The following is a 20,447-nucleotide window of genomic DNA, read 5'->3' on the forward strand; positions in this document are numbered from 1 at the left end:
GATGCTCATCCCAGTTGCGCCAGGGCCTGCCGGAAGGCTGGCGGCAGGCTGTCGCCGAAGAGAACCCTGCCATCGGCTTGAGTGAAGATGCCCATTTTCGCCAGCCACTGTTCGAATTCCGGTGCGGGCTTCAGGCCCAGGGTCTGCCGGGCGTAGAGCGCATCGTGGAACGAAGTGGTCTGGTAGTTGAGCATGATGTCGTCGGAGCCGGGGATGCCCATGATGAAGTTGATCCCGGCGACGCCCAGCAGGGTCAGCAGGGTGTCCATGTCATCCTGGTCGGCTTCGGCGTGGTTGGTGTAGCAGATGTCGCAACCCATGGGCACACCGAGCAATTTGCCGCAGAAGTGGTCTTCCAGGCCGGCGCGGATGATCTGTTTGCCGTTGTACAGGTATTCCGGGCCGATGAAGCCGACGACGGTATTTACCAGGAACGGTTTGAAATGCCGCGCGACGGCGTAGGCACGGGTTTCGCAGGTTTGCTGATCGACGCCGTGATGGGCGTTGGCCGACAGGGCGCTGCCCTGGCCGGTTTCGAAGTACATCAGGTTCTGGCCCAGTGTGCCGCGATTGAGGCTCAAACCTGCGTCGTAACCTTCCTGCAATATATTGAGGTTGATGCCGAAACTGGCGTTGGCCGCCTCGGTGCCGGCGATCGACTGGAACACCAGGTCCAACGGGACGCCGCGATTGATCGCTTCGATCGAGGTGGTGACATGGGTCAGCACGCACGCCTGGGTCGGGATTTCATAGCGCTGGATGATCGCGTCGAGCATCTCCAGCATGGCGCAGATCGAGGCGATGCTGTCGGTCGCCGGGTTGATGCCGATCATGGCATCGCCGTTGCCGTGCAGCAGGCCGTCGAGAATGCTCGCGGCGATGCCGGCCGGTTCGTCGGTGGGGTGATTCGGTTGCAGGCGCGTGGACAGTCGACCGCGCAGGCCCAGGGTGCCGCGAAACTGGGTGACCACGCGGATTTTCTGCGCCACCAGCACCAGATCCTGCACGCGCATGATCTTCGACACGGCGGCGGCCATTTCCGGAGTCAGGCCAGGGGCGAGGGCGCGCAGGACCTGCTCGTCGGCGGCATCGCTGAGCAGCCAGTCGCGAAAGCCGCCGACGGTGAGGTGGCTGACGACCGCGAAGGCTTGTTTGTCGTGAGTGTCGATGATCAAGCGGGTGACTTCATCGGACTCATAGGGAATCAGCACCTCTTGCAGGAAGTGGGATAGCGGAATGTCGGCCAACGTCATCTGGGCCGCGACGCGCTCGCCGTCATTGAGGGCCGCGACGCCGGCCAGAAAATCCCCGGAACGCGCCGGGCTGGCCTTGGCCATCACATCCTTGAGGCTGTCGAAGCGATAGGTCTGGGCGCCGACGGAATGGGCATATACGGCCATGGGGCGGGGGCCTCCTGATCAATTTAAAATGCGATCCGCTTTTCTGTGGGGAATTGCATGCACTTCAATAATGCAGGCGCCAGGCTCGAGGCCCGGCGCCGGTGCATTCATATACCTTCGAGCATAGCGTCTGCCGGTGCCTCGGAACGTTGCTTGGCGGTCAACTGGAAGTACAGGTAGCCGGCAACCATGAAGCCGAGGAAAACCAGGCCGATCACAGTGTTGAACCAGGCCATCGCCACCAGGCACACCACCGCCAGGAACAGCGCGATCCCCGGTACGATCGGATAACCCGGTGCGCGGAAGGTGCGTTCCAGGTTCGGTTCGGTCTTACGCAGCTTGAACAGGCTCAGCATACTGATGATGTACATCACGATGGCGCCGAATACCGACATGGTGATCATTGCCGCCGTCAGGGTCATGCCTTGCAGGTTGACCAGGCCGTCGCTGTAGATCGCCGCGATGCCGATCACGCCGCCGGCCAGAATCGCCCGATGCGGGGTCTGGAAACGCGAGAGTTTGGCCAGCCCCTTGGGCAGGTAGCCGGCGCGAGCCAGGGCGAAGAACTGTCGTGAGTAGCCAAGAATGATCCCGTGAAAACTTGCCACCAGGCCGAAGAGGCCGATCCAGACCAGCATGTGCATCCAGGTCGAGTTATTGCCGACCACGGCTTTCATCGCCTGGGGCAGCGGATCGTTGATGTTCGACAGTTGACGCCAGTCGCCGACGCCGCCGGCCATCACCATCACGCCGATGGCCAGGAACACCAGGGTCAGAATGCCGCTGACATAGGCTCTGGGAATCGTGCGTTTCGGGTCCTTGGCTTCCTCGGCGGCCATGGCCGCGCCTTCGATGGCGAGGAAGAACCAGATCGCAAAGGGGATCGCCGCAAAGATCCCGGGAATCGAGTCCATCGTGAACTCGTTCGAGCCCGACCAGCCATTGAGTACGAAGTTGCTGAAGCTGAAGCCCGGGGCGACCACGCCCATGAACACCAGCAATTCAGCGACTGCCAGCACGGTGACCACCAGTTCGAAGGTGGCCGCGATGCTGACGCCGAGGATGTTCAGGCCCATGAACACGAAATAGGCGCCAACGGCGGCGATCTTCGGGTCCAGTTCCGGGTATTGCACGTTGAGGTAGGCACCGATGGCCATGGCGATGGCCGGTGGCGCGAAGACGAATTCGATCAGTGTGGCGATGCCGGCGATCAACCCGCCTTTCTCACCAAAGGCCCGGCGGCTGTAGGCAAACGGCCCGCCAGCGTGGGGAATCGCCGTCGTCAGTTCGGTGAAGCTGAAGATGAAGCAGGTGTACATCGTCGCCACCATCAGCGCGGTGACGAGAAAGCCCAGTGTGCCTGCGGTGCCCCAGCCGTAACTCCAGCCGAAGTACTCGCCGGAAATCACCAGGCCGACGGCAATACCCCATAAATGCAGGGTGCCGAGTGTGGGTTTGAGCTGTGTGGAAGAAGTAGTCATAAGTCCTCTCTAATTTTTATTGTTCAATCTTTTGGACTTTCGGGTACGACGGGTTGGGTGCAAATCCTGAATGATGGGTAGGCAAGGCCCGTGCCAGAGCGGCCAGGCCTTGTGTGTTGGGTCATTTAAGAAGGCGGTAGAAAGGGCGACACAGAAATACCTGTGTCGCCCCCGGTTTTTAGAAGAAGCCCAGCGGATTGATGTCGTAGCTCACCAGCAGGTTTTTGGTCTGCTGATAGTGGTCGAGCATCATCTTGTGGGTTTCACGGCCGACGCCGGACTTCTTGTAGCCACCGAACGCGGCGTGCGCCGGGTACAGGTGGTAGCAGTTGGTCCACACACGACCGGCCTTGATGGCGCGGCCCATGCGGTAGGCGCGGTTGATGTCGCGGGTCCAGAGGCCGGCACCCAGGCCGAACTCGGTGTCGTTGGCGATGGCCAGGGCTTCGGCTTCGTCCTTGAAGGTGGTGATGCTCACCACCGGGCCGAAGATTTCTTCCTGGAACACGCGCATTTTGTTGGTGCCCTTGAGTAGCGTCGGCTGGATGTAATACCCGCTCGCCAGGCTGCCCTCGAGTTTTTCCACCTTGCCGCCGGTCAGCAGCTCGGCGCCTTCGCCCTTGGCGATTTCCAGGTACGAAAGGATTTTGTCGAATTGCTGCTCGGACGCCTGGGCGCCGACCATGGTGTCGGTGTCCAGCGGGTCGCCACGTTTGATTTGCAGGACCTTCTTCATCACCACTTGCATGAATTCGTCGTAGATCGACTCCTGCACTAGCGCCCGGGAAGGGCAGGTGCAGACTTCGCCCTGGTTGAAGAACGCCAGTACCAGGCCTTCGGCGGCCTTCTCGATGAAGGACGGTTCGGCCTTCATGATGTCTTCGAAGAAGATGTTCGGCGACTTGCCACCCAGCTCCACGGTGGACGGAATGATGTTTTCCGCCGCGCATTTCATGATGTGCGAGCCGACCGGGGTCGAGCCGGTGAAGGCAATCTTGGCGATGCGCTTGCTGGTGGCCAACGCCTCGCCGGCTTCGCGACCGAAACCCTGGACGATGTTCAGCACGCCCGGTGGCAGCAGGTCGCCGATCAGTTCGACCAGCACGGTGATGCCCAGCGGGGTTTGCTCGGCAGGCTTGAGCACCACGCAGTTGCCGGCAGCCAGCGCCGGGGCGAGTTTCCAGGCGGCCATCAGGATCGGGAAGTTCCACGGAATGATCTGCCCGACCACGCCCAGCGGTTCATGGATGTGATAGGCCACGGTGTTGCCGTCGATCTCGGCGGCGCTGCCTTCCTGGGCACGGATGCAACCGGCGAAATAGCGGAAGTGGTCGGCGGCCAGCGGGATGTCGGCGTTGAGGGTTTCACGCACGGCTTTGCCGTTGTCCCAGGATTCGGTGATTGCCAGCAGTTCAAGGTTCTGTTCGATGCGGTCGGCGATTTTCAGCAGCACCAGCGAACGCGCCTGGGCTGAGGTGGCGCCCCAGGCATCGGCAGCGGCGTGGGCAGCGTCCAGGGCCTTGTCGATGTCTTCGGCCGTGGAACGGGGGAATTCGGCAATCGGTTGGCCATTTACTGGCGAGGTATTGGTGAAGTACTGACCTTTGACAGGCGCGACGAACTCGCCGCCGATGTAGTTACCGTATTTGGCTTTGAACGAAACGATAGCGCCTTCAGTACCGGGGTGAGCGTAACGCATGGTGGTCTCTCCTTGCTTTTGTGCTTATAGGGAGTCGCGCATGTGCGCTTGCTTTAAGCGTAGAGCAAGGGCCGGGCCAGTGCCTTGCATGTCAGGTAAATCAAGGCCTTGCGGGGTTTTTGTCGGACGGGCGGGCGGCGCCTGTGGCGCTTTGGGTACAGCCTGGGTGACACTTTGTACCCTTTGTGGCACAGCTTGTGACCAACCGGTCTTGCAGGCATTGCAATGCGGGCCGGGCTGGAGGATGCTCGGCATCACCTCATGCACGGGACGCCGAGCCCCGGGGAGAATAATAAGAAATGCACGACAATCATTTGAGTCGCCATGCCCAGCAAGTATTGACGGTGACTCAGGGCAAGACCCACCTGCACGGTCCTGGCAGTGATCCGTCCATCGCCCGTTCCTGGCTGCGCTGCCTTGAGGACTATCACCTCGATCCGGCCCTGAGCATCGCGCCGACGGTGCTGGAACATGGCCGTGTCCTGGAAAGCCGCGAGCGCTTGCAGCAAGTGCTGCACATCGCCGGCAATGAAATGACCAGCTTGCATCAACAACTCTCCGGCGCCGGTCATGCCGTGCTGCTGACCGACGCCCGCGGCGTGATCCTCAACTGCGTCACCGCGCCCGCCGAACGACAGATCTTCGAGCGCGCCGGCCTTTGGCTCGGGGCCGACTGGAGCGAGGCTTGCGAAGGCACTAACGGTATCGGCACCTGCCTGGTGGAGCGTCAGTCGCTGACCATCCATCAGGACGAACACTTTCGCGGCCGCCACACCGGCCTGACCTGCTCGGCGAGCCCGGTCTTCGATCCCCATGGCGAATTGCTGGCGGTGCTCGACGTGTCGTCGGCGCGGCGCGATGTGTCGCGGCAAAGTCAGTTCCACACCATGGCGCTGGTCAATCTGTCGGCGAAGATGATCGAGAGCTGCTACTTCCTGCGCTGCTTCGACAATCAATGGTTGTTGCGTTTTCACTTGCAGGCCGAGTCCGTCGGTTTGTTCAGCGAAGGCTTGCTGGCGTTCGACGGGGAAGGGCGCATTAGCGCGGTCAACCAGAGTGCGCTGAACCTGCTGGGACATATTCGCGGCGGCTTGCTTGGCAAACCGGTGGAGGCGTTTTTCGATTGCTCGCTCGATGAGTTGCTCGGACGCGCGAGCACCAATGCCGCCGCCAGTTGGCCGTTGCGCACCCGTGATGGCCGCAAGCTGTTCGCGGTATTGCGCGGTGAGGCACGGCGACCGCTGCCGATTCCGATGGTGCCCGCGGCCAAGGTTGTACAAGCGCCGCGCCTGTCGGGCATTTGCCTGGATGACGCGATGTTGCAGGCGGACTTCCGCAAAGCCTTGCGCGTCTACGAGCGCGACGTGCCGCTGCTGATCAATGGTGAAACCGGGTCCGGCAAGGAGGCCTTTGCCAAGGCGGTGCACCACGCCAGCCAGCGGGCGGAGAAAGCCTTTGTCGCCCTCAACTGCGCGGCCATTCCCGAAAGCCTGATCGAAAGCGAGCTGTTCGGATATCGCGGCGGCAGCTTTACCGGTGCGCGCAAGGAAGGCATGCGCGGCAAGTTGCAGCAGGCCGATGGTGGGACCTTGTTCCTCGATGAAATCGGTGACATGCCACTGGCCATGCAGACGCGCTTGCTGAGGGTGCTCGAAGACCGTCAAGTGGTGCCGATCGGCGGCGAGCCGGAATCGGTGAATGTGCGGATCATCAGTGCCACTCACCGTAACTTGCTGGATCGTGTGCAGGACGGCAGCTTCCGTGAGGATTTGTATTACCGCCTCAACGGGCTGGAAGTCGCGTTGCCGGCCTTGCGTGATCGTAGCGACAAATCCCGGTTGCTCGACTTTCTGCTGGCCGAGGAGGCGGGCGGCGAAACCGTGTTGATCGACGGGCCGGCGCGGGCGGCCTTATTGGGATTCGCCTGGCCGGGAAACGTGCGGCAGTTGCGAAATGTGCTGCGTACGTTGGCCGCCCTGTGTGAGGACGGGCGGATTGGCCTGGAGGATTTGCCGGCGATGATTCGTTCAGCCAGGCCGGCGGTGGCGCAGGCTATCGAGGAACCATCGGAGCATCCGCTGGAAGATGCCGAGCGGCTGGCGTTGCTCACGGCGCTGGAGCAGACACGCTGGCACATGACCAACACGGCGGAGCAGTTGGGGGTCAGCCGCAATACCCTTTATCGCAAGCTGCGCAAGCACGGTATCGCCCGGTAAAAGCTTTTGTGGCGAGGGAGCTTGTCGGATCGCCGCACCGTCTCGCTCGACCGCGCAGCAGTCGCCTGTCGATTGCCCCCCGACTCAGTTCAGAACGACTGCGGTTCAAGGGTTTGGGGCTGCTGCGCAGCCCAGCGGGAGCAAGCTCCCTCGCCACAATGACCGCGGTGAATCTCAGCTAAAGAGTGCGATTTTCCCCTCCCTAAGCTAACCTGCGGCCATGTTTACGAGGTCGACTATGCACATTCATATTCTTGGTATCTGCGGCACTTTCATGGGGTCAATGGCGGTTCTGGCCAAAGAGCTGGGCCATCACGTGACGGGCTCCGATGCCAACGTCTATCCGCCGATGAGCACTCAGCTGCAAGCCCAGGGCATTGAATTGACCCAAGGCTACGACCCGGCGCAACTCGATCCGGCCCCTGATCTGGTAGTGATCGGCAATGCCATGTCCCGGGGCAACCCGGCTGTGGAGTACGTGCTGAACAAAGGCCTGCCCTATGTCTCCGGCCCGCAATGGCTGGCCGATCACGTGCTGCAAGGTCGCTGGGTACTGGCGGTTGCCGGTACGCACGGCAAAACCACCACCAGCAGCATGCTGGCCTGGGTGCTGGAGCACGCGGGCATGAGCCCCGGCTTCCTGATCGGCGGCGTACCGCAGAACTTCTCGGTATCGGCGCGTTTGGGCGATACGCCGTTCTTCGTCATCGAAGCCGACGAATACGACAGCGCGTTCTTCGACAAGCGTTCCAAGTTCGTTCACTACCGTCCACGTACGGCCATCCTGAACAACCTGGAATTCGATCACGCGGACATTTTCCCGGACCTGCCGGCCATCGAGCGGCAGTTCCATCATCTGGTGCGAACCATCCCGAGCGAAGGCCTGGTGATTCATCCGACTACTGAGCCGGCCTTGCTGCGCGTGATCGAGATGGGTTGCTGGACTCCGGTGCAAACCACCGGTGCCGGCGGCCAGTGGCAGGTCAAGCTGCTCAGTGAAGATGGCTCGAAGTTCGAAGTGATGTTCGAAGGCGTCGCCCAGGGTGTGGTCGAGTGGGACATGACTGGCCAGCACAACGTCGCCAACGCCCTGGCGACCCTGGCGGCCGCACGCCACGTCGGTGTGGTGCCGTCCATGGGCATCGCCGCGTTGAGCGCGTTCAAAAGCGTGAAGCGCCGGATGGAGAAAGTCGCGGAAGTGGGTGGCATCACCATTTATGACGACTTCGCTCACCATCCGACCGCCATCGCCACCACGCTGGATGGCCTGCGCAAGCGCATCGGCGATGCACCATTGATCGCGATCATCGAGCCGCGTTCCAACTCCATGAAGCTTGGCGCGCACCGTGACGGATTGCCGGAAAGCGTGGTCGATGCCGATCAGGTGATCTGGTACGCACCGGCCAACCTCGGCTGGGATCTGGCGGGTACCGCGGCGCTGTGCACCGTGCCGTCGATTGTCAGCGATTCCCTGGAAGGCATCATCGAGCGCGTGAAGAGCCAGGCTCAGCCGGGCACCCACGTGGTGATCATGAGCAACGGCGGCTTCGGCGGCCTGCACGGCAAACTGGCCGAGGCGCTCAAATGAACCATGGCCCGGACCGCATCACCCTGGCCATGACCGGCGCTTCGGGCGCCCAGTACGGTTTGCGTCTGCTCGACTGCCTGGTGCGGGAAGATCGTGAAGTGCACTTCCTGATTTCCAAGGCCGCGCAGTTGGTGATGGCCACCGAAACCGACGTCACACTGCCGGCCAAGCCGCAGATGATGCAGGCGTTCCTCACCGAATACACGGGGGCTGCCGCCGGGCAGATTCGGGTGTACGGCAAGGAAGACTGGATGTCGCCGGTGGCCTCGGGTTCCGGCTCTCCGGCGGCGATGGTGGTGGTGCCGTGTTCCACGGGCACGTTGTCGGCCATCGCTACCGGTGCTTGCAACAACCTGATCGAACGGGCCGCCGACGTGACGCTCAAAGAGCGTCGGCAGTTGATCCTGGTGCCCCGTGAAGCGCCGTATTCGAGCATTCACCTGGAGCACATGCTCAAGTTGTCGAACATGGGCGTGACAATCCTGCCGGCATCTCCGGGCTTCTATCATCAGCCGCAAACCATCGACGACCTGATCGATTTCGTCGTGGCGCGGATCCTCAACCTGCTGAATATTCCTCAGGACATGTTGCCGCGCTGGGGCGAGCATCATCTGACCAGCGATGAATAAGCTGCTGGTGATGGTGCTGGCGCTGCAATTGGCCGGGTGTGCGACCGTGCGCACCCTCGATGCAGCGAAGCCGGGGGCGCCGGTGGTGTACTCGGGGACTCGCCTGGATTTGTACGCGTTGAACGGTGGGTGCTGCGCGATGGACCGTTTCGGAGCCGAAGCACCGAGTTATCCGGGCGTTGATCTGCCGGCCAGTGCGTTGCTCGACACGCTGCTGTTGCCGTTGTCGTTGCTGACGGTGATCGGGGTGAGCTTTCAGGCGACGGGTGGATTGTAAGAGAGCGTTGTGGCGAGGGGGCTTGCCCCCGTTGGGCTGCGGAGCAGCCCCAAAAACCGGCCATCTCCATTTTTCTGATACATCGCGAGTTCCATATTTACGACTGCTACGCAGCCGAACGGGGCGGTGCGGCGTTCCGACGAGCCCCCTCGCCACAGGTCCGCGGTTTACTTGCCCAACTTCCTCAGCTCATCCGACTCGACAATCCTGACCCCGTCCTGCTCTTCCAGTGCCAGACGCCACATTGCCCGGGCCAACTGGCACGCTTCGATGCCGTGGTATTTGCCAGGAATCAGCCGAGACAGCGGGCCGGCGACTTTCTCGCCCAATCGCGGTTCGGTGCGATCACCCAGCAATAGCGAAGGGCGGCAGATGGTCAACTGCGGCCAGTCCTGCGCGCGCAGTGCGTACTCCATCTCGCCTTTGACCCGGTTGTAGAAAATCGAGGATCTGCGATCGGCTCCCAGAGCACTGATCACGATCAGGTGCCGTGCGCCCATCTCCCGTGCACGTTTGGCAAAGGCTACGACCATGTCCAGGTCCACCGCGCGGAACGCCTGTTCCGAGCCCGCCTGTTTGATGGTGGTGCCCAGGCAGCAGTAGGCGATATCGACCCGGCCGTTCAACTGCGGCAGAAACTCCGCCGGGTCGCCGACGGGGTTTTCAAGGTGCGGGTGCTCGGCCAATGGCCTGCGTGAGGGGGCCAATACCCGTGAAATCGTTGGCTCGTTGAGCAAACGATCAAGCAGATGTTCACCGGTCAGGCCGGTGGCTCCGGCAAGCAATACGTGCTGAGGCGTCAAGTACATAGTGTTTCTCCCTTGATACTATTCAGCTTAGTTGCTGTTTGCATCCTTGCTTTCAATGGACGCACTTTGCAGGGCTTTTCGTGCCTGCTGTTTGCGCAGCAGTTGCCAATGCGAGAGGACGGTTTTCGGTGCCCAGATCTGTGGTTCGGACGCTTCGAAACCGTCCGCCAGTTCACGTTCGGCGACAGTGGCCTTGGCCAGTTTGAAGGCTTGTTCCAGGTCATCGGTCTGGTTCAGGGCCTGGGCGAACAGGGCATCGCCGAAGTAAGTGAAGTTGGCTTCCTCCGAGCAACCGAAGGACACTCGGTCGGCCCGCGAGGCTGTCATGATCAGGGTCCGTTCATCCTTGAGGGCGGGGATGAAACCGCCGGAGTAGCAGGACGAAATCACGATGATCTTGTCGCGGTTCTTCAGTGGGGCGAGAACAGCGGCCAATTCGTCGGCCGGCAGATCGGCCAATTCCATGCGTGGCTGGTCTAGCACCAGTTCGTGTTCGCTGGTGCCATGGCTGGTCAGGTAGATGAAAATCAGGTCTTCCGGACCGCTGCGTTCGGCCAGCGTCAGGGCTGCGCGGCGCAGGTTTTCCCGGGTAGCCATCGGGCGGTCGGCGAGGTGGTCACGATGGTTCACCAGGCGGATCTGGCCAAAGGTGCCGAAACGGGTGTTGAGCATGTTGGCGACATAGTCGGATTCGCGCAGAAACACGCTTTGCTTGCCATCGCCACCCAGGGTCAACGAATACAGCTCCACCGCCGGGGTCGAGGGTGGAACGTTGGCCAGCGCTGCGTCGAGCAGGCGCCCCTGGGCCAGCAGGCCGAGCTCCAGGGTGTCGGGCAGTAATTTGCCCTCGGCGTCGCGTACGCGCTGGCCGTTGATCCAGGTGCCGCTGAGCACGGTGCCGTCGGTCAACACCAATGTGCCGCGCCCCTGGTAACTGTCGTTGTCGAACTGGCCGGTGTAAAAGCTACCGTCGGACAGGTTCAAGCGGCCCTGGCCGGAAAAGCGCCAGTCATTGAACTGGCCGATGTAGTGGCTGCCGTCAGTGCCAATCAACTCGCCCTTGCCGTTCAGCGAGCCTTCCTTGAACTGACCCAGCCAGACATCGCCGTCGGCGTTTTCGTAGCGGCCCTTGCCGTGCAGTTGATTGTTCTTGAAGCTGCCGACATAGATGTCGCCGTCGGCGCTGTTGAAAGTCCCGTTGCCTTCCAGCTGGCCGTCGACGAAATGCCCGGTGAACTGATTGCCGTTGCCGTCGCCGCGCTGACCTTCGCCATTGGGTTTGCCGTGGGCGAACTGGCCTTGATAGGAGCTGCCGTCTTCGAGTTCGAGTCGCCCCAGGCCGGCGTATTGATCGGCCTTGAACTCTCCGCGATAGCTCATGCCGTTTTCTTTGAGTGTGCCTTCGCCGTTGCGCCGGCCGGCCTTGAAGCCGCCGCTGTAGCTGCTGGCGTTGGTGGTCAGTGCCCCCTGGCCGTCGAACAGTCCCTGATTGAACTGCCCGCGATAGACTTCGCCATTGCTGCCATGCCATTCGCCCTGGCCCTGCCACTGGCCTTTGTCGAACTCGCCGGCGTACCAGCTGCCATTCGGGTAGTCGATACGCCCCTTGCCTTGCAGCAAACCATTGACCAGATCACCGCGATAGCGTCCGCCGTCCGGCAGGCGTGCGTCAGGAGGCAATGGCGATTCGCCGTCGCCGCAAGCGGTGAGCATCAGGGTCAAGGCGAGGAGTGCAAGTGGGCGCATAGCGGATTCCGGGCAATTAGGCGAGGGAGTATGCCGCAGCTATGTGCCCTTATACAGGTCGAGGTACCGCGTGAGGTCGCGAAACAGCGTGAACTGCTTCGCATCCAGGACGGTTTATACGAAGCACAGGGACAGGGGTTCGGCGATGTACGCCGGTTTGTCCGAACCTTCGATTTCCAGGGTGGTGGTGGCCTTGAGCAGCCATTGGCCGGGTTTCTTCTCGATGACTTCGGTCAGGTCGACCTTCAGGCGCACTTTCGAATTGACCTTGACCGGCTGGATGAAGCGCACGCTGTCGAGGCCGTAGTTGACCACCATCTTCAAGCCTTCTGGCATGACGAGGATGTCTTCCATCAATTTCGGGATCAGCGACAACGACAGGAAACCGTGAGCGATGGTGCAGCCAAATGGCGTTTGCGCGGCCTTGACCGGGTCGACGTGGATGAACTGAAAATCCCCTGTGGCTTCGGCGAACAGGTTGATGCGGTCCTGGTCGATGGTGAGCCATTCGGAACGTCCAAGTTCCTTGCCGACATAATCTTTGAGCTCTGCAACTGGAACATAGGGCATTGAGACTCTCCTTGGGTTCATCGGTTTTATGGTTTTGGCTTGCGGGGATCTGACCTCCCGGCTTACCACTTTAGATCAACATGGCCAAACGCTCCGGTCAACTGACCATGCTTTTGGCGAATGCCGGTCTATAGCGCGAGCATGCTTATAATGCCCTGCCAATGCGGGTGACGGATTTTGCGGGAGATCTTTGATGCTGTTACGGGGCCTGACGTGGCTGGTGCTGTTCCAATTGCTCGGCACTGCGATCAATCATTTGTTCTTGCCGGTGCTGCCGGGGCCGATTGTGGGGTTGCTGCTGTTGCTGGTGTACCTCATCTGTCGCGGACAGGTCGGCGAACCGCTGAACCTGGCGGCCAGCAGCCTGCTGCGCTACCTGCCGCTGTTGCTGGTACCGCCGGCCGTGGGCGTAATGGTCTACGCCGCTGACATCGCGGCGGATTTCTGGGCCATTGTCGGTGCGCTGGTGTTGTCACTGCTGCTTTCGATGGCCTTCGCCGGGGTGCTGATGCAGCGCATGGTCAAGCGTCACGCTCACTCCGAGGACAACCAATGATCTTCGACTGGCACGGCGCCTGGACGTCGGTAATTCATCATCCCTTGTTTGGTATCGGCATCACTCTTGGCGCCTACCAACTCGTCCTGGCGGCATTCGAGAAAACCCGATGGATCTTTTTGCAGCCGGTGCTTGTCTCCATGTTGCTGGTGATCGGCGTGCTGGTGGGTTGCGGCCTGACCTACGCCGAGTACCGCAAGAGCACCGAGATTCTCAGCATCCTGTTAGGCCCGGCCACTGTCGCGCTGGCGGTGCCGCTTTATCTCAACCTGCGACGGATTCGGCAGTTGTTCTGGCCGATATTTACTACGCTGGTGATAGGTGGGGTGGTGGCCACGGGGATGGGTGTGTTACTGGGCTGGTCGTTCGGTGCCGAGCACATGATCCTGATGACCATGGCGCCGAAATCGGTGACTTCGCCTATCGCCATGTTGGTGGCTGAGCAGATCGGTGGTGTCGCGGCGCTGGCAGCGGTGTTCGTCTTGATTACTGGCGTGATCGGCGCGATTTTCGGCCCGGCGTTGTTGACCCGTCTCGGCGTGCACAGCCCGGAAGCCAGGGGCATGGCGCTGGGCATGACGGCCCACGCGGTCGGAACGTCGGTGGCGTTGCAGGAAAGTGAAGAGTGCGGTGCCTTCGCGGCGCTGGCGATGAGCCTGATGGGTGTGGCCACGGCGGTGTTCCTGCCGTTGGCGGTATCGATGGTGGTGTAAGGAAATGTCTATGAGTCTGCCGCTTTTTCCGCTCAATACAGTGCTGTTTCCAGGCTGCATCCTCGACTTGCAGATCTTCGAGGCGCGCTATCTGGACATGATCGGCCGCTGCATGAAGCAGGGCGGCGGGTTCGGCGTGGTATGCATCCTCGATGGCGAAGAAGTCGGTATCGCCCCGGCTGGATACGCCCTGGTCGGGTGCGAGGCGCTGATCACCGATTTCAAGCAGCAGGAAAACGGCCTGCTGGGGATCCGGGTTCAGGGCGGGCGGCGTTTCCATGTATTACGAACGGACGTCCAGCGCGATCAGTTGACCATCGCCGAGGTCGAGTGGCTGGAAGACGAGCCGGAGCAACCGTTGCAGGACGAAGATGCCGACCTGGTGGCGCTGCTCAAGGCTTTGGCCGAACACCCGATGGTCGAAGCCTTGAACATGGGCACCGAAGCGACCGGCCAGCAGTCGCTGGCCAATCAGTTGGCGTACCTGTTGCCCTTCGCTGAACTGGACAAGATCGACCTGCTGCAACTCGATGATCCGCAGCAACGACTGGATGCGATTCAGGCGTTGCTGGATGAGTTGCAGGGGGAATTGTTTGCCTGATTAATAATGACAAACCAACGATTGTTTGGCTGGGTGTTGTTGTTTGGTTGGGTCATCAATTTAATGGTTGGTTGTTCAGGGGTAGTAGTCAGTTTTCCTGTCTGGTCGTTGTATTGATTTCTAATAAATGCGGAGAGTGGTTTGTGTTGATCTGTAAAGTTCAGGTGATTATATTTGCGTCGTCTGCATGAAGCAGGCATTACATATATAAGGAGCTGTTTTGTGAAAGATTTAAGTGGCGATGAGCGTACGTTGTGGGGGTTGTGCTTTTCCCGGATTATGGTCCAGTATGTTTTCGCAAATGCACCGCAGGTCGAAGTTGAGTTTGCGGCGGACTCGGCAGCGAATGCAGCCAATGCATTGATCCTGGTGCGACGTTCGGGTTTGAATGGCGGTCGCGATAGATTTGAGCAGCGGCTTTGGGATGATTATGTGGGGGAGGCGATGGTCAAATTCTCCACGGAAGTTCGTTGGAAATTGGAGGACTATGTCGTCGTCGCCGGTAAGGTTGGCAAACATGCCGATACGGCCATTGCGAAGTATCGTGGCGTTGAAGAATCGACTTTGCCAAGCTTCCCGTTCGGGGACTAAGATTTAATATAAATTGTCAGGGTGCGCAGATACTTAATATCAAGGCGATTCTTGATTGACTCGCTGTGATTGGGTGAGTCGCCGAGAAGTTATTTGCCTGGCATTATTGAAAGGATCGCAGCCTTCGGCAGCTTCTACAGGGCTAACACCCCATTCATGTAGGTGCGACTGAACGCTGCGATCTTCTGTTTTATCTAGTACGCATACCGCAACATCGTATGCGGTAAATGCCGCAATACGAAGAAGCCGAACAATGCCAGCAGCGCCGGCAACACCAGCCACCAGACCTTGGGCGGCAAAGCGTTGAGCGGTTCTTTGCGCTGGATCAGCCACAGGCTGGCCGCGCAGACACACGCCGCCAGCATTGCGCCGGCCAATACATCCGTCGGCCAATGCGCTCCGAGGTAGACCCGCGAAAGCGAAATTGCCATTGCGGGCAGGCAGCCCACCAATAACCAGGTCAGACGCATCCGGGGCGGTTGCCCGCGGCCGGCCAGGACGGCGAGGGTCAGGAACAGCGCGAAAGACCCTGAAGCATGGCCGCTGGGCATGCTGTAGCTGGTGAGCGGGTCGCTCAACACTTCGGGGCGCACGCGGGCGAAAAAGTACTTGGTCGCGGTATTGGCCAGTGCCGTGAAGAGCAGCGTGCTGCCCGCGAAAATCGCGTGCTGCCATTGGCGCATCAGCAGCAGCAAACCGGTCAGTAGCGCACTGAACAGCAACATGTTGCGGAATTCGCCGATCAGCGTGAAGACCACCGCTACTTCATCCAGCAACGGTTTACGATGTTCCTGCACCAGCGTCATCACGCCTTGATCGAGTGCGGACAGGTGCGAATATCCGATAAACAGCCCCGCAAGAATCAGTAGACTCATCCCGGTAATGAACAATGTCGCGCGGCGATGCCGGCGCAGACTGCTGGTCGCGCTCAAGCCGACCATCAGAGCAATACTGCCGGCAACAACCCCGGCCTGGAGCCAGAAACCTTCGGGTAAAGGCAAGCGGATTGCCGCGCCCGTGGCCCAGCCAGGCATCAGATAAGCGACAGACCAACCCGCGCCGGCCAGCAGGCTGACAGCGAAGAAACGCGGGAAAGGCATGTCGCACATGCCGGCCACCATGGGCAGCATGGGCCGCAGGGGGCCGATAAAACGCCCGACCAGCAGGCTGGCGATGCCGTAGCGCTGGAAATATGACTCGGCCCCGGCGATCCATTCCGGATGATGGCGCAAGCCCGGCAGGCGCCGGATGTTCTGATGGAAGTGCCGTCCCAGAAAATACGAAATGACGTCACCCAGCACCCCGGCGACGAAACCCAGCAAGAGCGTCTCACTGAGCGTCAGCGCGCCACTGCCTGCCAGTACCGCCACGGCGAACAGTAACACCGTGCCGGGAACGATCAGCCCGGCAATCGCCAGGCATTCCACAAAGGCCACGATGAATACCGCTGCCGCCAGCCACTGCGGGTTGACCGCCAACCATCCGGTCACGCTATCGAGCCATGGGCCCATAAAAACCACTCCATCAAATGTTCAATTTTCTACTTGTAGGAGCGAGCCTGCTCGCGATAGCGCACTTTGAGTCAACAGTGATGTTGATTGTGCTGACCTCATCGCGAGCAGGCTCGCTCCTACAGGGGATTCCTTCAGTTTAAAAATCCGGATCAATCTCAGGTCAGCACAAAATAATCGCGACCTTCGACCTGGCCCCGTCGTAGCGGGTTGCGCGTGCAATAAGCCGCGTAGGCTGCATCGACGAAGCGGTACATCAGGTGTTCATCGCGCCCGTGGGGGATGCCCAGCCGCGTGGTCTGGATGATGTGGGCGGGCGTCTGGCCGACGTGTTCCACCAGCAGCACCTCATGATCGAAGCGTTTGGCGTCCCACACTGGAACCTTCAGGCCCAGTGCCTTGCACAGCAGGGTTTGCCCGGCGCAGAGTTTTTGTGCCGGGCGAGGGCGGCCCTGGGCATCGGGATTGTTCAATAGCATCTGTGCCAGGCTGGCAGGCCCGCTCAATTGATCGACCCACGGGTAGGCGGATTTGATCAGCACGGCGTTTCCTGGCCCCTGGGCACTGAAGTTCAGTGAATCGCCTCCCCGGGCGTAATACATATAGATGTGGCCGCCATCCAGAAACAAAGCCTTACGTTTTTCTGTGTAGCCGAGGGACGCGTGGCTACCCTTTTCTGCACAGTAATAGGCTTCGGTCTCGATGATCCTGGCGCTGAGCCACAGGTCACCAACCCGATGGCGAATGACTTTGCCCAGTAAGTCCCGGGCCAGAATTTTCGCGTCACGGTCGAAAAACGCGTCCGGGAGGCCCGTGGGCAGGCTCACGGCGGACGCTCGAACAGTCAGGTTGGACATGATGACCGGCATTTGTCAGGGCTGAATGAGTCGTGATGATAACAATTTGCAGCTTAATCCCGGCTGAACATCGGCAAATTGCCCTCCATTTCGACCATCCGCCTGTCACCGCTGTTAGTCAGTGGGCGCGACAGCTATAATCTGTCGCTTTACTCTTTACCAAGACCTAATCAAAGACCACGCCAGACCATGACTGAGTCCGTTCTTGACTATATGACCCGCCTGGGTCGCGCTGCCCGCGAAGCTTCCCGCGTGATCGGCCGTGCCAGTACCGCGCAGAAGAACCGCGCCCTGCAGGCCACCGCCAACGCGCTGGACGCTGCCCGCGCCGAGCTGACGGCGGCCAATGAACAGGATTTGGCCGCCGGTCGTGCCAATGGTCTTGAGCCGGCCCTGCTCGAACGCCTGGCGCTGACCCCGGCGCGTATCGACGGCATGATCGTCGGCCTGCGTCAGGTAGCGGCCCTGCCGGACCCGGTAGGCGCGATCCGCGACATGAGCTTCCGTCCGTCCGGTATTCAGGTCGGCAAGATGCGTGTGCCGTTGGGCGTGATCGGAATCATCTACGAGTCGCGGCCGAACGTGACCATCGATGCCGCGAGCCTGTGCCTGAAGTCCGGTAACGCAACCATCCTGCGTGGCGGTTCCGAGGCGATTCATTCCAATCGCGCCATCGCCGCCTGCATTCAGCGTGGCCTGGCCGAGGCCGATCTGCCGGCCGCGGTGGTGCAAGTGGTCGAAACCACCGATCGCGCTGCCGTCGGCGCGCTGATCACCATGCCTGAGTACGTCGATGTCATCGTACCGCGCGGCGGCCGTGGCCTGATCGAGCGCGTCAGCCGTGATGCCCGTGTCCCGGTGATCAAGCACCTGGACGGCATCTGCCATGTTTACGTGAGTGAGCATGCCGACCTGGCCAAGGCCCAGCGCATCGCGTTCAACGCCAAGACTTACCGTTATGGCATCTGCGGAGCCATGGAAACGCTGCTGGTGGATCAAACCGTCGCCAAGGAGTTCCTGCCGGCGATGGCTGCCCAGTTCCGCGAAAAAGGCGTCGAGCTGCGCGGTTGCGAGCGCACCCGGGCGATCATCGAGGCCGTGCCGGCCACCGAGCAAGACTGGAGCACCGAGTACCTGGCGGCAATTCTGTCGATCCGCGTGGTCGACGGACTGGACCAGGCCATCGAGCACATCAATCATTACGGCTCCCATCACACCGATTCGATTGTCAGCGAACACCAGGGCGACACCCGGCGTTTCGTGGCTGAAGTCGATTCCTCGTCGGTGATGATCAATACCCCGACATGCTTCGCCGATGGCTTCGAATACGGATTGGGTGCCGAGATCGGCATTTCTACTGATAAGCTGCACGCCCGCGGCCCGGTGGGCCTCGAAGGACTGACCTGCGAGAAGTACATCGTGGTCGGCGACGGGCAGCTGCGCGGACAGGAGCCGGTCTGACTTGGGCGACTTCGACCCGTCAGCCCCGGTCACTGCCAGCGAGCCAGCCCCTCGCCGCATTGGCGTGCTGGGCGGAACGTTCGACCCGGTGCACATCGGCCATTTGCGCGGTGCGCTGGAAGTCGCCGAAACCCTGGCCCTCGATGAGTTGCGCCTGACACCCAGTGCCAGGCCGCCCCATCGGGACAAGCCGCAGGTGTCGGCAAAAGACCGTCTGGCGATGGTCGAGTGCGCGGTGGCCGGTGTGGCGCCGTTGGTGGTGGACGCCCGCGAATTGCAGCGGGACAAACCGTCCTACACCATTGATACCCTGGAACTGATGCGCGCCGAACTGGCCGAATCCGACCAGGTTTTTCTGCTTTTGGGCTGGGACGCTTTTTGCGGCCTGCCCACTTGGCACCGCTGGGAAGAGTTGCTCCAGCATTGCCATATCCTGGTGTTGCAACGCCCGGATGCCGACAGCGAACCGCCGGATGCCTTGCGCAACCTGCTGGCAGCGCGCTCGGTGAGCGACCCGCTGGCCCTCAAAGGGCCGAGCGGACAGATTGCATTCGTCTGGCAGACACCGCTCGCGGTATCCGCCACCCAGATCCGTCAACTGCTGGCCAGCGGTAAGTCGGTACGTTTCCTGGTGCCCGACGCGGTCCTGGCCTACATCGATGCGCACGGTCTGTACCGTGCGTCGAACTGAATAGGAGTGCCTCAAGGCACGTGGCAACAACGTGTATTGAAGCGCCCGAACATACGAGCAAAACGAGTTTTATATGACGAGCAACAACGAAAGCAAAGTAAAACGCAAAGGCACATTCAAGAGTGCCCCGTTGCCGGAAAAGGTCCTCGCCGCCGAGCCGCCTAAAGGCGACGAGCTGGTCAAGATCGCCGTAGCCGCTCTGGAAGACGTCAAGGCCCAGGACGTGCTGGTGATTGATGTTCGCGACAAGCAGAGCATCACTGACTACATGATCATCGCCACCGGTACCTCCAACCGCCAGATCGGCGCGATGCTGGACAAGGTTCGCGAGGCCGTCAAAGCCCTGGGTATCAAGCCGCTGGGTGAAGAAGGCAAGGGCGACAGCGACTGGGTGCTGTTGGACATGGACGACGTGATCGTTCATATGATGACCTCCAACGCCCGTCAGTTCTACGACCTGGAGCGCCTGTGGAAAGGTGCCGAGCAGAGCCGTGCAGCCGATGGCAAGCACCACAGCCCTGAAGTTGGTCACGAGCACTTCAACAAGCTCAACAAAGACCAGGAATAAGGGACCGCTGTGCGACTGCGACTGATCGCCGTCGGTTCACGCATGCCCAAATGGGTGGAAGAAGGCTGGCATGAATATGCCAAGCGTCTTCCGTCCGAGCTGGCGCTGGAACTGGTGGAAATTCCGCTCAATACCCGTGGCAAGAACGCCGACGTGGCCCGTTTCATCCGCCAGGAAGGCGAAGCCATGCTGGCCAAGGTCGGGCCGAACGAGCGGATTGTCACTCTCGAAGTCCATGGCAAGCCCTGGAGCACCGAGCAACTGGCGGTCGAACTCGATCGCTGGCGGCTGGACTCACGCACCGTCAACTTCATGGTCGGTGGCCCCGAAGGGCTGGCGCCGGAAGTCTGTGCGCGGGCTGACCAGCGCTGGTCGTTGTCGCCGCTGACCTTGCCGCACCCGCTGGTGCGGATCCTGATCGGCGAACAGATGTACCGTGCCTGGACCGTGCTGTCCGGTCACCCTTACCACAAGTAGTTCTGC

20 protein-coding genes are annotated in these 20,447 nt (G+C 60.9%); 12 read left to right on the forward strand and 8 right to left on the reverse strand.

Translation table 11 applies throughout. The features are described from left to right. Nucleotides 1-5: 5 nt before the first annotated feature. The 3 genes from ACM6IT_RS21760 to ACM6IT_RS21770 all read right to left on the reverse strand — a co-directional run bounded on the left by ACM6IT_RS21760 (nucleotide 6) and on the right by ACM6IT_RS21770 (nucleotide 4,580). On the reverse strand, nucleotides 6-1,400 hold the full coding sequence (locus tag ACM6IT_RS21760; protein ID WP_409078825.1) for an ethanolamine ammonia-lyase subunit EutB: 1,395 nt from the start codon (nucleotides 1,398-1,400) through the stop codon (nucleotides 6-8). Between the two features lie 107 nt (nucleotides 1,401-1,507). Continuing rightward, nucleotides 1,508-2,881, reverse strand: coding sequence for an ethanolamine permease (gene eat / locus ACM6IT_RS21765; RefSeq protein WP_095941964.1), 1,374 nt, complete (start codon nucleotides 2,879-2,881; stop codon nucleotides 1,508-1,510). A 178-nt stretch (nucleotides 2,882-3,059) separates the two neighbouring features. Next, a complete protein-coding gene (locus ACM6IT_RS21770; protein WP_223542021.1) occupies nucleotides 3,060-4,580 on the reverse strand; it encodes an aldehyde dehydrogenase family protein in 1,521 nt (506 codons plus the stop codon). A 299-nt stretch (nucleotides 4,581-4,879) separates the two neighbouring features. Here ACM6IT_RS21770 and ACM6IT_RS21775 point away from each other — a divergent pair, with 299 nt between their 5' ends. The 4 genes from ACM6IT_RS21775 to ACM6IT_RS21790 all read left to right on the forward strand — a co-directional run bounded on the left by ACM6IT_RS21775 (nucleotide 4,880) and on the right by ACM6IT_RS21790 (nucleotide 9,290). Next, nucleotides 4,880-6,796 (forward strand): sigma-54-dependent Fis family transcriptional regulator, encoded by a 1,917-nt coding sequence (locus tag ACM6IT_RS21775; RefSeq protein ID WP_414914818.1) that lies wholly within the window; start codon nucleotides 4,880-4,882, stop codon nucleotides 6,794-6,796. A 238-nt stretch (nucleotides 6,797-7,034) separates the two neighbouring features. Continuing rightward, nucleotides 7,035-8,384 (forward strand): UDP-N-acetylmuramate:L-alanyl-gamma-D-glutamyl-meso-diaminopimelate ligase, encoded by a 1,350-nt coding sequence (gene mpl / locus ACM6IT_RS21780; protein WP_056728892.1) that lies wholly within the window; start codon nucleotides 7,035-7,037, stop codon nucleotides 8,382-8,384. Further along, nucleotides 8,381-9,013: a flavin prenyltransferase UbiX gene (gene ubiX / locus ACM6IT_RS21785; protein ID WP_056728890.1), complete on the forward strand. Its 633-nt coding sequence runs from the start codon at nucleotides 8,381-8,383 to the stop codon at nucleotides 9,011-9,013. The genes mpl and ubiX overlap by 4 nt, the downstream gene beginning before the upstream one ends. After that, nucleotides 9,006-9,290 (forward strand): YceK/YidQ family lipoprotein, encoded by a 285-nt coding sequence (locus ACM6IT_RS21790; RefSeq protein WP_056728886.1) that lies wholly within the window; start codon nucleotides 9,006-9,008, stop codon nucleotides 9,288-9,290. The genes ubiX and ACM6IT_RS21790 overlap by 8 nt, the downstream gene beginning before the upstream one ends. Before the next feature lie 167 nt (nucleotides 9,291-9,457). Here ACM6IT_RS21790 and ACM6IT_RS21795 read toward each other — a convergent pair whose 3' ends face one another. From ACM6IT_RS21795 to ACM6IT_RS21805, 3 genes are all read right to left on the reverse strand, one after another. Then, nucleotides 9,458-10,099, reverse strand: coding sequence for an oxidoreductase (locus ACM6IT_RS21795; protein ID WP_056728884.1), 642 nt, complete (start codon nucleotides 10,097-10,099; stop codon nucleotides 9,458-9,460). A gap of 27 nt (nucleotides 10,100-10,126) precedes the next feature. Continuing rightward, on the reverse strand, nucleotides 10,127-11,845 hold the full coding sequence (locus ACM6IT_RS21800) for a C13 family peptidase (RefSeq protein ID WP_056728881.1): 1,719 nt from the start codon (nucleotides 11,843-11,845) through the stop codon (nucleotides 10,127-10,129). 114 nt (nucleotides 11,846-11,959) lie between these two features. After that, nucleotides 11,960-12,415: a MaoC family dehydratase gene (locus ACM6IT_RS21805; RefSeq protein WP_056728879.1), complete on the reverse strand. Its 456-nt coding sequence runs from the start codon at nucleotides 12,413-12,415 to the stop codon at nucleotides 11,960-11,962. A gap of 193 nt (nucleotides 12,416-12,608) precedes the next feature. On the opposite strand from ACM6IT_RS21805, the gene ACM6IT_RS21810 reads away from it, so the two are divergent. From ACM6IT_RS21810 to ACM6IT_RS21825, 4 genes are all read left to right on the forward strand, one after another. Then, nucleotides 12,609-12,971: a CidA/LrgA family protein gene (locus ACM6IT_RS21810; protein WP_056728878.1), complete on the forward strand. Its 363-nt coding sequence runs from the start codon at nucleotides 12,609-12,611 to the stop codon at nucleotides 12,969-12,971. Further along, a complete protein-coding gene (locus ACM6IT_RS21815) occupies nucleotides 12,968-13,684 on the forward strand; it encodes an LrgB family protein (protein ID WP_347909344.1) in 717 nt (238 codons plus the stop codon). Before ACM6IT_RS21810 ends, ACM6IT_RS21815 begins: the two co-directional genes overlap by 4 nt. 10 nt (nucleotides 13,685-13,694) lie before the next feature. Next, nucleotides 13,695-14,285: an LON peptidase substrate-binding domain-containing protein gene (locus tag ACM6IT_RS21820; RefSeq protein WP_414918657.1), complete on the forward strand. Its 591-nt coding sequence runs from the start codon at nucleotides 13,695-13,697 to the stop codon at nucleotides 14,283-14,285. Between the two features lie 222 nt (nucleotides 14,286-14,507). Continuing rightward, nucleotides 14,508-14,876: a hypothetical protein gene (locus ACM6IT_RS21825; protein WP_414918658.1), complete on the forward strand. Its 369-nt coding sequence runs from the start codon at nucleotides 14,508-14,510 to the stop codon at nucleotides 14,874-14,876. Nucleotides 14,877-15,070: 194 nt separating this feature from the next. Here ACM6IT_RS21825 and ACM6IT_RS21830 read toward each other — a convergent pair whose 3' ends face one another. Both ACM6IT_RS21830 and ACM6IT_RS21835 read right to left on the reverse strand, forming a co-directional pair. Further along, nucleotides 15,071-16,387, reverse strand: a complete 1,317-nt coding sequence (locus ACM6IT_RS21830) for a bifunctional DedA family/phosphatase PAP2 family protein (protein ID WP_056728871.1) — start codon at nucleotides 16,385-16,387, stop codon at nucleotides 15,071-15,073. 158 nt (nucleotides 16,388-16,545) lie between these two features. Then, nucleotides 16,546-17,244 (reverse strand): DNA-3-methyladenine glycosylase, encoded by a 699-nt coding sequence (locus tag ACM6IT_RS21835; RefSeq protein WP_414918659.1) that lies wholly within the window; start codon nucleotides 17,242-17,244, stop codon nucleotides 16,546-16,548. 189 nt (nucleotides 17,245-17,433) lie between these two features. Here ACM6IT_RS21835 and ACM6IT_RS21840 point away from each other — a divergent pair, with 189 nt between their 5' ends. From ACM6IT_RS21840 to rlmH, 4 genes are all read left to right on the forward strand, one after another. Continuing rightward, nucleotides 17,434-18,705 (forward strand): glutamate-5-semialdehyde dehydrogenase, encoded by a 1,272-nt coding sequence (locus ACM6IT_RS21840; RefSeq protein WP_414914822.1) that lies wholly within the window; start codon nucleotides 17,434-17,436, stop codon nucleotides 18,703-18,705. Between the two features lies 1 nt (nucleotide 18,706). Beyond that, nucleotides 18,707-19,396, forward strand: coding sequence for a nicotinate-nucleotide adenylyltransferase (gene nadD, locus ACM6IT_RS21845; protein WP_056728867.1), 690 nt, complete (start codon nucleotides 18,707-18,709; stop codon nucleotides 19,394-19,396). 73 nt (nucleotides 19,397-19,469) lie between these two features. Then, entirely contained in the window at nucleotides 19,470-19,964 is a 495-nt protein-coding gene (gene rsfS, locus ACM6IT_RS21850) for a ribosome silencing factor (RefSeq protein WP_007975896.1), read from the forward strand. A gap of 9 nt (nucleotides 19,965-19,973) precedes the next feature. Next, the gene (rlmH, locus tag ACM6IT_RS21855; protein ID WP_008052376.1) at nucleotides 19,974-20,441 is read left to right on the forward strand and encodes a 23S rRNA (pseudouridine(1915)-N(3))-methyltransferase RlmH; all 468 of its coding nucleotides are present in this window, start codon (nucleotides 19,974-19,976) and stop codon (nucleotides 20,439-20,441) included. Nucleotides 20,442-20,447 lie beyond the last annotated feature (6 nt).

The organism is Pseudomonas sp. IT-P4 (assembly GCF_949767755.1).
GTDB classification, from domain to species: domain Bacteria; phylum Pseudomonadota; class Gammaproteobacteria; order Pseudomonadales; family Pseudomonadaceae; genus Aquipseudomonas; species Aquipseudomonas monachiensis.